Below are 12,957 nucleotides of genomic sequence, written 5' to 3'. Positions count from 1 at the left end.
ATTATTTGAGAAAAAAAGCTATCCATTACTGGATAGCCTCTGCTGTCTGTTTAAAATGATGCGCTTGCGTAAGTAATTCTTTCGCATGTTCTGTCGTTAAATCTGTAATTTCCACACCAGAAATCATTCGAGCTATTTCTGTTACTTTATCCTCCATAGTTAAAACGGTAACTGATGTAATTGTCCGATCATTCGCTACTTGTTTTCGAATAAATAAATGTGAATCCGCCATTGAAGCTACTTGAGGTAAGTGCGTAATACAAAGTACTTGCGAGTTTACGGATACTCGATAAATTTTTTCCGCAATAGCCTGTGCAACCCGACCACTTACACCAGTATCCACTTCATCAAAAATAACAGATGCAACACCTTGATGCTTAGAAAAAATGCTTTTTAAAGCTAAAATAATACGAGATAACTCTCCGCCAGAAGCGACCTTTGAAAGTGGTTTTAGCGGCTCACCTGGATTTGTTGAAATATAAAATTCCACATGATCGTAGCCATCCGCCGTAAGTCTTACCGGGGCACCCTCAACAAGAGGCTCTTCAGCATTTCCTTCTCTCTTCATGATTCTCACTTCAAATTTTGTTTTCTCCATATATAATTCTTTTAATTCCTGATGAATGGCATTTGTAAGATGCTCTGCAAGCTCATGACGCATATTACTTAACGACGTTGCTTCTTGCAGAATAACACTTTCTAATTCCTTTAATTGCTTCTTCGTCGTTTCAATATGAACGTCTTTATTTTCAATCGTAAAAATTTCTTGTTCAATTTTATCAGCATACGCTAAAATCTCTTCTACAGTATTTCCATATTTTCTCTTTAGCATACGAATTTCATTTAAACGCGTTTCAATTTCGTCTAAACGCTTCGGATCATATTCCATCATATCGAGCTTTTCTCTAAGTTGATATGCAACTTCTTCTAATAAGTAGTAGCTATTTGCAATTGAATCATGATTTTCTTGATAAACTTCATCTAAATGTGTAATACTCTCCATTTGTCCCATTGCGCTTCGTACATTATCTAACCCTTGTCCGTCAGCGCTTAATGAGCGATATGCATCGCCTAATGCTTTGTAAATTTTTTCGAAATTAGAAATTTGCAATCGTTCTTCAGTTAATTCAATTTCTTCATCCATCTTTAAATCCGCCTTACTGATTTCTTCATGCTGGAATTGAATTAAATCTAAGCGATGCGCCATTTGTTGTTCATTTTCACTTAACGATTTTAACTGTTTTTTTAATTTCTCATAGTCAGCGTATACATTTTGATATATACCCAATTGTTTAACAATGCGATCTCCATCAAAATGATCAAGCATAAACATATGACGCTCTTCATTCATTAAATCTTGTGTTTCGTGCTGCCCATGAATATCAACAAGTGTTTTTCCAATTTCCTTTAATATACTAAGGGTGACCAGTTTCCCATTTACACGACATACACTTTTTCCGTTTGCAGCGATATCACGCTTCAAAATAATCATGCCGTCTTCTATTTCTATATCCAACTCTTCTGCCTTTTCAATACACGGATGCTTATCATCTTCTACATAAAATAGCCCTTCTATCTCAGCTTTTTCTGTTCCGTATCGAACAAATTCCGCTGAACCACGGCCACCTACAAGTAAACTAATCGCATCAATAATAATCGATTTTCCGGCCCCTGTTTCACCACTTAAAACCGTTAACCCTTTTTGAAAAGAAATATTTAATGCCTCAATAATAGCAAAGTTTCTAATCGATAATTCCGATAACAATGCCCCATTCACCTCGTTATAAACTAATCCCCTATTAAGGGCTTTTCTCAGTTCTTCATTCAAATAGTCAAACTATATGTTTGTATGTATAAATTACTTTTCTAACCGCTCCATTGTACCAAACATTCGTTTTACGGGTCAATGCACCTATTTTCTAATTTTATTTAAAGAAAATATTATATTACAATTAAGAATTCACATTTTTAACCAATAAAAAAATCCTGTTCACTTTCCACTTTACAGAGGAAAGCAAACAAGATTTTTTTTTACAACATATTTAAGAAACGATCAGAGACAACACCTGTATCTTCAGGTGTACGGCAAATAATTAAGCAAGTATCATCACCACAGATGGTTCCGATGATCTCATCCCACTCTAAATGATCAATAAGTGCTCCAAGTGAATGAGCGTTACCAGGCAATGTTTTTAGCACAAGCATATGTCCTGCCGTGTCTAATTTTACAAATGAATCCACTAGATTGCGTTTTAATTTTTGTAACGGGTTAAATCGTTGATCTGCTGGCAAGCTATATTTATAGCGCCCATCATGTAATGGCACTTTCACTAAGTGCAGTTCTTTAATATCGCGCGATACTGTTGCTTGCGTTACATTAAATCCCTCATTACGTAAAATATCAACTAATTCATCTTGTGTTTCAATTTCTTTGTTCGCAATAATTTCCCTGATTTTAATATGGCGCTGACCTTTATTCATACATTTGCACCTCACACTATCTCTTACCATAGTTTAAACATTGGTATACTTCACTTATTTATGTTAACTTATAATTCGTTGCTTGTACACAATTGTTTTTACAATCATTATACAATTACAACAAAAAGAGGAACAACATATGTTATTCCCCTTTTCCTTTTTGTTTTAGGACATCATGCGCCTCTGTAACTACTTGCTCAACAGAAACTGGAGAATGATTTTCGCCATTCTCACGTTCACCATGCCATTTCAGATGAATTAAAAATTCAATATTACCATCCCCGCCCGTAATTGGTGAGAATGTTAAACCTTCTACGTCGTATCCTTCTTTTATAGCAAAGTCGACAATCATTTCTACGACAGCCTCATGTACTTTTCGATCACGAACGATACCTTTTTTCCCAACTTGCTCTCTTCCAGCTTCAAACTGTGGTTTAATTAACGCTGCTACATCCCCATTAGGCATAAGCATTGTTTTTAAAACCGGCAGTATAAGCTTTAATGATATAAATGAAACATCGATACTAGCAAATTGCGGTAAACCACGTTCTAAGTCTGCTGGTGTCACGTAACGGAAGTTTGTCCGTTCCATTACGACAACACGCTCATCTTGACGCAATTTCCACGCAAGTTGATTGTATCCTACATCTAATGCATAAGATAATTTCGCTCCGTTTTGAAGCGCACAATCTGTAAAGCCACCAGTTGATGAACCAATATCTATCATAACTTTATCTTGTAAATCCAGGTGAAATGTCTCCAATGCCTTTTCAAGTTTATAACCACCACGGCTTACATACGGCATAACTTGTCCCTTCACCGTAATCTCTGTATCTTGTGGGATCTTCTCTCCTGGCTTATCAAGTCTCATCTCATTCGCATATACAAGTCCGGCCATAACGGCGCGTTTTGCTTTCTCACGTGTTTCTATAAGTCCTCGCTCTACTAATAGTACATCTACTCTTTCTTTTTTTGCACTCATTTGTTACGCCCTTTTTTGTTTTGATGGAATCATTGTATGAATACGGTCTACAACAGCATCTGTCGTTAAACCAATTTCTTCTAATAATTTTGTTACACTACCGTGCTCTATGAAACGGTCTGGAATACCCATTCGTTCAATTAACGCACTATGGTACCCGTTCTCAGATGCAAATTCAACTACTCCCGTTCCAAAACCACCAATTAAGCAAGCTTCTTCAATCGTTAAAATCGGTATATTTTTCCCTAAGAGATCATGTAAATATGCTTCATCCATCGGTTTAATAAAGCGAGCGTTCACTACTTTCACTGAAACTCCAGCCTTTTCAAGACGCTCAGCTGCTTCCATTGCCATTGGTATTGTCGTACCAAATGTTAAAATAGCCGCTTGTGTACCTTCTTTTAACGTTTCCCAAGTACCGATTGGAATCGCCTTTAGTTCTTCATCCATATGAACACCAAGTCCATTACCGCGCGCATAACGTAATGCGATTGGTCCATCTTCATATTGCATCGCCGTATATACTAAATGTTGCCCTTCATTTTCATCTTTCGGCATCATAAGTACCATATTCGGCAAATGACGTAAGAATGAGATGTCAAATACACCTTGATGCGTTTCACCATCTGCTCCTACTAAACCAGAGCGATCGATTCCGATGAAGACGTTTAAATTTTGGCGACATATATCATGAACAACTTGATCATATGCTCTTTGTAAAAATGTTGAATAAATCGCTAAGAATGGCTTCATTCCTTGCGTTGCCATACCCGCCGCCATTGTTGTAGCATGCTGTTCTGCAATACCTACATCAATCATACGATCCGGGAATTCTTTTTGGAATTTCTCAAGTTTCGATCCAACAGGCATTGCAGGTGTAATTGCAACGATACGCTCATCCGTTCTCGCTAGCTTAAGTACTGTATCACTAACAACAGCACTCCATGCTGGTGCAACTTCTTTCGGTTTAACGAAGTCACCTGATTCAATTTTATAAGGTCCTGTTCCATGCCAAGTTCCAATAACATCACTCTCAGCTGGTTTATAACCTTTTCCTTTTTTCGTAATAACATGAACAAGCACTGGGCCTTTTGTTTTCTTTGCATATTGCAACGTTTCGAATAACTTTTCATAATCGTGCCCATCAACTGGACCTAAATATGTAAAGCCTAATTCTTCGAAAAAGACACCGGATACTAGTAAATATTTAAGACTATCTTTTATTTTCTCTGCTGTCGCAGCAACTTTCCCACCGACTGCTGGGATTTTCTTTAATATATACTCTAGTTCATCTTTTACCCAATGGTATTTCCCTGCGGTACGTAGACGTCCAAGTACATTATGAAGCGCACCAACGTTTGGTGCAATTGACATTTCATTATCATTCAAAATAACAATCATGTCTGTTTTTTCATGTCCAATATGGTTCAATGCCTCTAAAGCCATTCCGCCGGTTAGAGCACCATCTCCAATGATTGGTATAACATATTCTTTCGTTTTCTTTAAATCACGTGCTAGAGCCATTCCCATTGCAGCAGATAATGATGTTGAGCTATGGCCAGTTTCCCATACATCATGCTCACTCTCGCAACGTTTTGGGAAACCACATAGACCTTGATATTGCCTTAATGTACCGAATTCCTTTGCACGTCCTGTTAAAATTTTATGTACATAGGATTGATGTCCTACGTCCCATAAAAATTTATCTTTCGGACTATCAAATAATTTATGCAGAGCAATTGTGAGTTCTACTACACCTAAATTAGGTGCAATATGTCCACCTGTTTGAGAGAGCTCTTCAATTAAAAACTTACGAATATCCTCACTCAATCCCTCTAGTTCACCGATAGACATATCTTTCAAAAAACTAGGGTTTTGAATTTGCGTTAGATCCACATGGATCACTCACTTTCATTTCATAATCTGTCAACATGTCAAATATTATAAAAAACATTTACACAAAACAAGAAATTATCTTTTTTTATTTTTCACCTTGTCCTGCAATTAACCAGTCTATTGCGCCCTAATCCTATTATAAACCATATTTCTTTAGGCGATGAAAAAAATAGCCGCTAACACGAAGTGATAACGGCAATGTAATCTACATATATTTTTGCCAATAACAAGAAAAGAAAAACCTTTTCCTACATTTATATCATAAAATGATGAATGACTCAACAAATGGAAACGCTGTTATATTAGTTATTACGTTTTGCAATCAAATCGCAAATAGATAGTAAATATTCATCTTGTAATTGCAAGGAACCAATAGCACCTTTTGCTTTTGCAATTGTTTCTTCTAAAATATCCTTCGCTCTATCTACAGTAAATAACGTCGTATATGTGCTCTTTTCGTTGGAAACATCACTACCAATCGGTTTTCCAATCTCTTCTTCGGTTCCTTCCACATCTAAAATATCATCTCGAATTTGGAAAGCTAGGCCGATATATTTTGCAAACGCAAGTAACTTTTCTTCTTGTTCTTCTGTGGCATCAGAAAGTATCGATCCTGCAAGTACAGCGAATTCAAGTAGTTTCCCAGTCTTATGCTTATGAATATACTCCAACTCATCAATCGTAAGCTGTTTCCCTTCAGCTTCCATATCTGCCACTTGTCCGCCAACCATTCCTTCTGGTCCTGCCGCTTTTGCAAGCTCAAGTACAAGTCTTACTTTTTTTTCAGCAGAGATTTCCTTTTGTTCATATGCCATAATAACTTGAAAAGCATACGTCAACAAACCATCGCCTGCTAAAACTGCCATCGCTTCACCAAATACTTTATGATTTGTGGGCTTACCTCTTCTTAAATCATCATCATCCATACAAGGTAAATCATCATGAACTAACGAGTATGTATGTATCATTTCAAGAGCACAAGCTGCACCTATTCCAAGATTTCTTTCTTTACCAAACGCTTGTAATGTCGCAAATAAAAGTAACGGGCGGAGACGCTTTCCACCCGCTTCCAAAGAATATGCCATCGCTTCACGAAGTACATTTGGACATTGTAATTCATTTGCATAGCTTACAAGCTTCTCTTCTACGAAAGTTTTACTTTCTTTCAAAAAAGTATCAAAAGCAATAGTCACTATGCTTCATCTCCTAAAGCAGTAAACGGTTCAAGCTCTCCATCTTCCCCAAGAATAACTGCCATTTGTTCTTGTACGTTCTTCAACTTCTCATCACAAAGCTTAGATAATTCCATACCCTCTTTAAAATAAGAAATTGCTTCTTCTAAAGGTACGTCACCTTGCTCTAGCTTAGAAACGAGGTGCTCAAGTTGCGAAATTGCCTCTTCAAAGCTTAATTTATTTTCCATTATTCAATTCACGCTCCTCTATGCCTGATACGCTACAATCTAGTATTCCATCTTGTAATTGAACTGAAACAGCATCTCCAAGGCTGACATCTTTCACACTTTTTAACACTTGCTTCTCTTCATCATATACAAGCCCGTACCCTCTCATCATTACTTTAAGCGGACTTAACGCTTCAAGTTTTTGAGCAGCTCTTACAAAGGCAAATTCTTTCGTTTGAAGTAATGTTTGCATTTCACGTTGCAATTGCTTTTGCAATGTTTCAACCGCTACCTTCGTTTGCATAATTTTTTGAGCTGGGTGGTGCTTCTCTAAATAAAATGAAAGCTGTTTTAACTGATTTACCTTTTTATCAATATAGCGCTCTTTCGCTAAAACAAGCTGTTCTAACGCTCTATCTAATTGCTCTTCTTTTTGCTCATATACTTGTCTTGGATAACGGAACGCATAAGATTTTTGCAATACTTGTAGTTTTTCTTCTTTTTTATGTACTAACTCTCTCATTGCTCTTTGCAATCTTAGAGTTCTTTGTAATACCTTTTCTTGTAACTCTATAATGTTAGGCACTGCCAGCTCAGCTGCTGCAGTCGGTGTTGGCGCACGTAAATCGGCAACAAAATCCGCAATTGTAAAGTCCGTTTCATGGCCTACTGCCGAAATAATAGGGATCTCACTCTTAAAGATTGCCCTTGCTACCATTTCTTCATTGAAAGCCCATAACTCTTCAATAGAGCCTCCCCCTCGCCCAACGATTAGGACATCTATCTCTCCCATTTCATTCGCTGTACGAATCGCTTGTACAATTGAGGGAGCTGCTGACTCCCCCTGTACAAGTACCGGAAACACAATAACATTTCCAATTGGATAACGACGTTTAATCGTTGTTATAACATCACGAATCGCTGCCCCTGTTGGCGACGTAATCACACCTATTGTTTTAGCGTAAGGAGGAATTGTTTTTTTATAAACTTGAGAAAACAAACCTTCTTCCTCTAAACGAACCTTTAATTGTTCGTAAGCTAAATGCAGGTTTCCGACTCCGTCAGGCTGCATGTCTTGAATATAAATTTGATAAGAACCACTCGCCTCGTAAACGGAAATTTTCCCTTTCACAAGTACCTTCATCCCATTTTCAGGTCTGAATTTAATATTACGATTATGACCCGCAAACATAACCGCTGCGATTCTTGCATTTTCATCTTTCAATGTAAAGTACATGTGGCCACGACTATGATTTTTAAAGTTGGAAATTTCACCTTTTAACCAAACAGACTGCAAATGCGGATCATATTCTATTTTTGTTTTTATATAGCGTGTTAACGCTGTAACGGTTAAATATTGTTTTTCCATTTCTCTCTCCTCATAGCCGACTCAAATTATTTACAAACGACACCTGCACGCTTAGCAGATTCAACAGTATTATGAAGAAGCATTGTGATCGTCATTGGACCAACACCCTTTGGCACAGGTGTAATGTAACCTGCAACATCTAACACGTTGTCAAAGTCAACATCACCACAAAGTTTACCTGTTTCTAAACGGTTCACACCAACGTCGATTACAACCGCTCCTTCTTTAATATAATCAGCTGTTACCATTTTAGGTCGTCCAACAGCTACGATTAAAATATCAGCTAACTTCGTTAACTCTTTCATATTTTGCGTTTTAGAATGACAATATGTGACAGTTGCATTTTCATTTAAGAACAATTGCCCCACTGGCTTGCCGACAATATTACTTCTTCCAATTACTACAACATGTTTTCCTGAGATATCAAGATTTGTTTCTTTTACTAATTCTACGATACCGTGCGGTGTACATGGAAGGAATGTATCTTGTCCCGTCATCATACGTCCCACGCTGATTGGGTGAAATCCATCTACATCTTTTTCTGGTGAAATTCTTTCAATGATAGCTTTTTCTTCAATATGTTTTGGTAAAGGTAATTGCACTAAAATGCCATTAATACGGTCATCGCCATTTAAGCGATCGATTTCAGCAAGCAAACGCTCCTCAGTAATTGTTTCAGGAAGTTCAATTAGCTCTGAATAGATTCCTACTTGTTCACAGCCCTTTTCTTTTCCTTTTACATAAGAACGAGATGCTGGATCTTCTCCAACTAGAATAACTGCTAATCCTGGTACAATCCCTTGCTCTTTCAACTTCACAACTTCTTCTGTTAATTGTGCTCGTTTTTTCTCCGCAACTTCATTTCCTTTGATGATTACTGCTACCATTTTAAGATTCCCCCTTAAAGAAATTACAGTGTATCTTTTATATTAGATAAAACGCCGTTAATAAAACGACGAGATTCCTCATCCCCAAATGTTTTAGCAATTTCAATCGCTTCGTTAATTGTTACGTTGTGTGGAATTTCTTCCATGTATTTCATTTCATACACAGCTACACGTAAAATACTGCGATCAACAATACTAATACGCTCCAGCTTCCATTTTTTTAAGTTTTGACGAATCGCTTCATCAATTACTTCTTTATTTTCTACAAAACCTACTACAAGTGATTCTAGAAAATCATTTGTTTCTTCACCTTCATCTAGCGTGTTTTCCACCGCTACTTTCGGTTCTAATTCACCTGTAATATCCATTTGGTATAATGCTTGCATAGCTCTTTCTCTAGCCGTCCTACGTTTCATTGTAACTCTCCTTTATGCTTCAAGTCTTTCCTTATGCTTTGTTATATTATTATAATTTATAAGCCGTCAATTCACTTACTCTTACAGTTTTCATTGATTTTCCAACCTTATAATACAATGATAATAACACAATTTATCGTTTCATACACGGGTTACAAGGCTGAAAAATAATAAAAAGATTAACTTCAAGTTCCATATCTTATCACAATGTACGTTTTTTGGAAAAACGAAACATCTTCTTTTTGATTTCTTATTTTTTGAAATAGTATAATAATTAGAGGGTTTTAATTTGTGAAGAAATGAAACGATAAAAAAGATGCCTATGTTACTAGGCACCTTTTTCATTCTTACACTGGTTCAATTTCTGTTTTTTGTGTTTCGAATGTTACGCCAACGATGTGAACATTCACTTCTTTTGGCTCAAGCCCTGTCATTGTAAAGAGTGCCTGGCGAATGTTGTCTTGAATCTTTTGTGCAACAACTGGAATTGCTACGCCAAAATACATTACAACATAAAGGTCAACGATAATATCTTCGTTTGCTAATTCAACCTTTACACCTTTACCATGATTTTTCTTACCTAACTTCTCAACAACATCTGTAGCAAAATTACCACGCATTGCCGCTACACCTTCTACTTCAGCAGCTGCAATACCTGCGATTACTTCAATTACTTCTGGTGCAATTTCTACTTTACCAAGAGTTGTATCTTGACCCATATCTAACATATGTTCAGCCATGAAAAAAAACCTCCTTTAATGTATCACTGCGTCACAAGTTCATGCTCTTCCAAAAACTTCGTATTAAACTCACCTTTTACAAAATCAGGATGATCTAGCAATTGCAAATGGAACGGGATTGTTGTATGTACGCCTTCAATGACAAACTCACTGAGTGCACGCTTCATTTTTGCAATTGCCTCTTCACGTGTTTTTCCGTGAACAATTAATTTAGCAACCATCGAATCATAGAAAGGTGGGATTGAATATCCCGGATATACAGCTGAATCGACGCGAATACCAAATCCGCCTGGTGGCAAGTACATTTCTACTTTACCTGGGGATGGCATAAATTTTTTGGCAGGGTTTTCCGCATTAATTCGGCATTCAATTGCCCAACCATTAAATTGTACTTCTTCTTGCTGTAACGATAACTTTTCTCCAGAAGCAACACGAATTTGTTCTTTAATTAAATCCATCCCTGTTACCATTTCAGTAACTGGATGCTCAACTTGAATTCTCGTATTCATCTCCATGAAATAAAAGCTTTTCGTTCTATATTCATAAATAAACTCAACCGTACCAGCACCTGTATAATCAACCGCTACCGCCGCTTTAACTGCCGCATCACCCATCTGCTTGCGAACATTTTCATCAAGTGCAGGTGATGGACTTTCTTCTAGTAGTTTTTGCAAGCGGCGCTGAATTGTACAATCACGCTCTCCTAAATGAATGGCATTTCCATGTGTATCTGCCATTATTTGAATCTCAACATGGCGGAAATCTTCAACGTACTTTTCTAAGTATACACCAGGGTTCCCAAAAGCGGTACTAGCTTCTTGCTGTGTAATTTGAATTCCTTTTACAAGCTCTTCTTCATGGCGTGCAACACGAATACCTTTTCCGCCGCCACCTGCAGTTGCTTTAATAATAACTGGATATCCAATTTGATTAGCAAGCTCGATCGCTTCTTCGGTATTTTTAATAATCCCTTGTGAACCTGGTACAATCGGAACCCCTGCTTCTTTCATTGTATCACGAGCAACGTCTTTTGTGCCCATCTTTGAAATAGCTTCTGGACTTGGACCGATAAAAATCAAGTTACATTCACGGCATAGCTCTGCAAAATCTGCATTCTCTGCTAAAAATCCGTATCCTGGATGAATAGCATCGCAGCCTGTTAACTTCGCAACACTAATAATGTTCGTCAAATTTAAATAGCTTTCTTTCGAAATCGTTGGTCCTACACAATACGCCTCATCAGCAATTTGTACGTGAAGTGACTCTTTATCTGCTTCTGAATAAATTGCGACTGTTTCAATATCCATTTCTTTACAAGCACGAATAATTCGTACAGCAATTTCCCCACGATTGGCTATTAATACTTTTTTTATCATCACAAAGACTCCCTTATTACGCTTTTACAAGAAATAGCGGTTGTCCATACTCAACAAGCTGTCCATTATTAACAAGAATCTCAACAATTTCCCCATCTACATCTGCATCGATTTCATTAAATAACTTCATAGCCTCAACAATGCATACGATAGAATCTTTTGATACTCTGTCTCCTACACTTACATATGCAGGTGTATCAGGCGAAGATGAAGAATAGAATGTACCTACCATCGGTGATGTGATTTTATGTAGGTTTTCATTTTGAACCACTTTTTGCTCTTCTTGTTTTGGTACTTCCACTTGTGCTGCCGCTACTGTTGTTTCAACTTCAACAGGTGCTACTGGTTGCACGACTTGTTTTGCTACAGGTGCTTGCACCGCAACAACTTCATTACCACGCTTTTTCATTTTGATTGTCGTACCATCTTTTTTGTATTCAAATTCATCAATATTAGAGCTATCAATTAATTTAATTAATTCACGAACTTCTTGAATTTTAAACATGTAAAATCCACTCCCATACTCTTGTTTGTCCCGTTTTTACAGATTATCGTCACTAAAACTAGATTGACTGTAAAAATAAGATGTACTCTATTAGAAAATGCATTTCATTTACTAATAGAAATAATTGCTATTTCCATCTTACGATAAATTTTTTAAACATTCCAATTTATATTTCTTTATAATAAATCGAAACTCCTGTAAAAATATTATTCCAATAAAAATTTATTACCTAGTAATAATACCAAGTTTCACACAAAATTGGCAAGACCACTTCTAAAAAAACATTCCTTACTTTTTTCACAATGCTACACAATAAACAAATCATTACCGCTCCACTCTTCACCTCATCTATAGTCAACAACATATTTTTACCAAATATTATTTTTTTGTTTACACACCGTTCATCATTCCTTCATATAAGAATAGTATGTTCAAAGTGTAGAAAATATATCGTATCGAGGTGTGGACATATGATATGGCTCATTCTCTTCTTACCTGCCGTAATGGTCTGGGCATTCGTTCTCTTCATCCACGTCAAATCCGGAAAAAGTAATCATCATTACCATGAACCGCTAATCTTTTACTCACAGCGTATTTCTCCGTTCCGAGTTGAACATAATAAAAACAACTACAAAGACGAAACAGAAAAAAGCTATCGAAAATGAACTGCACCCCAATTGTTAGACACAGTCTAACAATTGGAGGTGCAGTTTTTTGTATGACAAAATTTACGAAGGATTCAAAGTTAAAGTTCGTCCAAAGATTTAATCCAAAAACAATTTCTCAAACAGAATATGCAAAACAGATGCATATTACAAAGGCACAATTTCAATACTGGTTGCGCTTATACGAACTCCATGGAGAAGAAGGTTTACACGAGGTCTATACAAATTACACCGTAGA

General features: G+C 36.8%; 14 protein-coding genes. 2 read left to right on the top strand and 12 right to left on the bottom strand.

Going from position 1 to position 12,957, the window contains the following annotated elements; translation table 11 throughout:
- Nucleotides 1-25: 25 nt before the first annotated feature.
- From recN to accB, 12 genes are all read right to left on the bottom strand, one after another.
- Nucleotides 26-1,765 carry a DNA repair protein RecN gene (gene recN / locus JDS99_RS03220; protein ID WP_000947743.1) on the bottom strand — a complete coding sequence of 580 codons (1,740 nt, stop codon included), beginning with the start codon at nt 1,763-1,765 and terminating at the stop codon, nt 26-28.
- Between the two features lie 266 nt (nt 1,766-2,031).
- Nucleotides 2,032-2,481 carry an arginine repressor ArgR gene (gene argR, locus JDS99_RS03215; protein ID WP_001032581.1) on the bottom strand — a complete coding sequence of 150 codons (450 nt, stop codon included), beginning with the start codon at nt 2,479-2,481 and terminating at the stop codon, nt 2,032-2,034.
- A gap of 142 nt (nt 2,482-2,623) precedes the next feature.
- Nucleotides 2,624-3,463, bottom strand: a complete 840-nt coding sequence (locus JDS99_RS03210) for a TlyA family RNA methyltransferase (protein ID WP_001274751.1) — start codon at nt 3,461-3,463, stop codon at nt 2,624-2,626.
- Nucleotides 3,464-3,466: 3 nt separating this feature from the next.
- Nucleotides 3,467-5,359 (bottom strand): 1-deoxy-D-xylulose-5-phosphate synthase, encoded by a 1,893-nt coding sequence (gene dxs / locus JDS99_RS03205; RefSeq protein WP_046956368.1) that lies wholly within the window; start codon nt 5,357-5,359, stop codon nt 3,467-3,469.
- 302 nt (nt 5,360-5,661) lie between these two features.
- A complete protein-coding gene (gene ispA, locus JDS99_RS03200) occupies nt 5,662-6,552 on the bottom strand; it encodes a (2E,6E)-farnesyl diphosphate synthase (protein WP_000150365.1) in 891 nt (296 codons plus the stop codon).
- On the bottom strand, nt 6,552-6,782 hold the full coding sequence (gene xseB, locus JDS99_RS03195) for an exodeoxyribonuclease VII small subunit (RefSeq protein ID WP_000428423.1): 231 nt from the start codon (nt 6,780-6,782) through the stop codon (nt 6,552-6,554). The genes ispA and xseB overlap by 1 nt, the downstream gene beginning before the upstream one ends.
- Nucleotides 6,772-8,130, bottom strand: a complete 1,359-nt coding sequence (xseA, locus tag JDS99_RS03190; RefSeq protein WP_078182749.1) for an exodeoxyribonuclease VII large subunit — start codon at nt 8,128-8,130, stop codon at nt 6,772-6,774. The genes xseB and xseA overlap by 11 nt, the downstream gene beginning before the upstream one ends.
- 26 nt (nt 8,131-8,156) lie before the next feature.
- Complete coding sequence (folD, locus tag JDS99_RS03185; RefSeq protein ID WP_000226735.1) at nt 8,157-9,017, bottom strand: bifunctional methylenetetrahydrofolate dehydrogenase/methenyltetrahydrofolate cyclohydrolase FolD; 861 nt, start codon at nt 9,015-9,017, stop codon at nt 8,157-8,159.
- Nucleotides 9,018-9,040: 23 nt separating this feature from the next.
- A complete protein-coding gene (nusB, locus tag JDS99_RS03180) occupies nt 9,041-9,433 on the bottom strand; it encodes a N utilization substance protein NusB (protein WP_000830244.1) in 393 nt (130 codons plus the stop codon).
- A 347-nt stretch (nt 9,434-9,780) separates the two neighbouring features.
- Nucleotides 9,781-10,173 (bottom strand): Asp23/Gls24 family envelope stress response protein, encoded by a 393-nt coding sequence (locus JDS99_RS03175; RefSeq protein WP_000807630.1) that lies wholly within the window; start codon nt 10,171-10,173, stop codon nt 9,781-9,783.
- A 23-nt stretch (nt 10,174-10,196) separates the two neighbouring features.
- Nucleotides 10,197-11,549 (bottom strand): acetyl-CoA carboxylase biotin carboxylase subunit, encoded by a 1,353-nt coding sequence (accC, locus tag JDS99_RS03170; protein WP_000592872.1) that lies wholly within the window; start codon nt 11,547-11,549, stop codon nt 10,197-10,199.
- A 16-nt stretch (nt 11,550-11,565) separates the two neighbouring features.
- Nucleotides 11,566-12,054 carry an acetyl-CoA carboxylase biotin carboxyl carrier protein gene (accB, locus tag JDS99_RS03165; protein ID WP_000472875.1) on the bottom strand — a complete coding sequence of 163 codons (489 nt, stop codon included), beginning with the start codon at nt 12,052-12,054 and terminating at the stop codon, nt 11,566-11,568.
- Nucleotides 12,055-12,524: 470 nt separating this feature from the next.
- Here accB and JDS99_RS03160 point away from each other — a divergent pair, with 470 nt between their 5' ends.
- Nucleotides 12,525-12,719 carry a hypothetical protein gene (locus JDS99_RS03160; protein WP_002107729.1) on the top strand — a complete coding sequence of 65 codons (195 nt, stop codon included), beginning with the start codon at nt 12,525-12,527 and terminating at the stop codon, nt 12,717-12,719.
- Between the two features lie 53 nt (nt 12,720-12,772).
- The coding region (locus tag JDS99_RS03155) for a helix-turn-helix domain-containing protein (RefSeq protein ID WP_199694563.1) at nt 12,773-12,957 on the top strand (185 nt) is incomplete at its 3' end.

The organism is Bacillus cereus group sp. N6, assembly GCF_016483705.1.
Classification (GTDB): domain Bacteria; phylum Bacillota; class Bacilli; order Bacillales; family Bacillaceae_G; genus Bacillus_A; species Bacillus_A wiedmannii.
Note: the sequence above shows the minus strand (reverse complement) of the source record. Positions and strands in the feature narration are given on the sequence as shown.